Origin of the sequence: Streptomyces pseudogriseolus (assembly GCA_002154585.1) — a bacterium.
GTDB lineage: Bacteria > Actinomycetota > Actinomycetes > Streptomycetales > Streptomycetaceae > Streptomyces > Streptomyces pseudogriseolus.
In genome coordinates, this window is sequence record MUNG01000636.1 from 1 (window position 1) to 1,993 (window position 1,993).

Sequence of the window (1,993 nt, forward strand, 5' to 3'; positions counted from 1 at the left end):
GCGCAGTTCGACGGCGGTCAGGGAGGTGAGGCCGAGGTCGGTGAAGGGCCGGGCGGGCTCGATCTCGTCGGCGGTGGCGTGGCCGAGGACGGCGGCGGTGCGGTCGCGGACGGTGGTGAGCAGGGTGCGGACGCGTTCGGCGGCGGGCCGGGACGCCAGGCGTTCCAGCAGGCCCCCGGCGGGCTGGGTGCGGGCGGCGGCGCGACGGCGGACCGGTTCGGCCGCGGGCGCCGTCTCCCGGGAGGCGGGCGCGGCGGCGGGCGTGCCGCCGGGCACCGGGCGCATCAGCAGGGTGCCGACGGCGAGCACGGGGTCGCCGACCGCGTCGGCCGCGGTGAGGGCGAGGGTGTCGGGTCCGGTGCGGTCGAGGCGGACGCGCAGGGTGGTGGCGCCGGTGGCGGACAGGCTGACCCGCTGGGCGGAGAACAGCACGCGTCCTTCGCCGAGGCCGTCGAACACGCCGAGGCCCAGCGGGTGCAGGGCGGCGTCCAGGAGGGCCGGGTGCAGGTCGTGGCGGGTGGCCTCGTCGGCGGCCGAGGCGGGCAGTTCCACCTCGGCGTACACGGCGGTGTCGTCCTGCCAGGCGGCGCGCAGGCCGCGGAAGACGGGTCCGTAGTCGAGTCCGGCCTCGCGCAGCCGCTCGTACAGGCCGTCCGTGGGCAGTTCCTCCGCGCCGGGCGGCGGCCAGGCGGTGAGGTCGTGCGACGGGAGGGAGCCGGTCTCCTCGGTCAGGACGCCGTCCGCGTGGCGGGTCCAGTCGGCGTCGGCCGCGGGGCGCGCGTACACGCCGAAGGGGCGGTCGCCGCGGGCGTCGGGGGCCTCGACGCGGACCTGGAGGGTGACGCCGCCGTGCTCGGGCAGCGGCAGCGGGCTCTGGAGGACCAGTTCGCGGACCTGCGGGCGGCCCGCGACGGCGCCGGCGTGCAGGGCGAGGTCGAGGAAGGCGGTGCTCGGCAGGACGGCGGTCCCGCCGATCCGGTGCGCGCCGAGCCAGCCGTCGCCGCCGGCGGTGAGCCGTCCGGTCAGCAGCAGGGTGTCGTCGACCGCGGAGGGGACGACCGCGCCGAGCAGCGGGTGGTCGGCGGCGACGAGTCCGGCGGCGGCCGGGTCGCCGGCCGCGGCGGTCGACGCGATCCAGTACGGGCGGTGCTGGAAGGCGTAGGTGGGCAGCTCCACCGGGCGGGAGCCGGGGGCGGTGGCGGCGAGCAGGGCGGGCCAGTCGACCGGGACGCCACGGGTGTGCAGGGCGCCGACGGCCAGGAGCAGGGTCTCGGCCTCGTCCCGGTCGTCGCGCAGCGTGGGCACGGCGAGCGGGGCGGCGCCCTGCCAGGCGTTCTGGGCGAGGGCGGTCAGGGTGGCGTCGGGTCCGAGCTCCACGAGGTGGGCGGTGCCCAGCTCCTCGAGGGCGGCGACGCCGTCGGCGAACCGCACGGTGTGCCGCACGTGCCGCACCCAGTACTCGGGGTCGGTCAGTTCGCCGGGGCCGGCGGGGCGGCCGGTGAGGTCGGACACGACCGGGATGCCGGGTTCGGCGTAGGCGACGCCGGCGGCGACCTCGCGGAAGCCGTCGAGCATCGCGTCCATGCGCGGCGAGTGGAAGGCGTGGCTGACGCGGAGCCTGGTGGTCCTGCGGCCGAGGGCGGTGAAGTGGGCGGCGACGGCGTCGGCCGCGTCCTCGTCGCCGGCGACGACGACGGAGCGGGGGCCGTTGACGGCGGCGAGCGACAGGGCGTTCGCACGCCCGTCGAGCAGCGGCAGGACCTCCTCCTCGGCCGCCTCGACGGCGATCATGGCGCCGCCCTCCGGCAGGGCCTGCATCAGCCGGCCGCGGGCGGCGACCAGACGGCACGCGTCGGGCAGGGAGAACACCCCGGCGACGTGTGCGGCGGCGAGTTCGCCGACGGAGTGGCCGATCAGGCGGGAGGGGCGAACGCCGAAGGACTCCAGCAGCCGGAAGAGGGCGACCTCCACGGCGAACAGGGCCGGCTGGGCG

The 1,993-nt window shown here is 78.2% G+C and carries 1 protein-coding gene; it reads right to left on the bottom strand.

Annotation, left to right across the window (positions count from 1 at the left end):
- On the bottom strand, positions 1-1,993 hold a 1,993-nt coding region (locus tag CCN29_RS33625), incomplete at both ends, for an acyltransferase domain-containing protein (protein ID WP_143661458.1).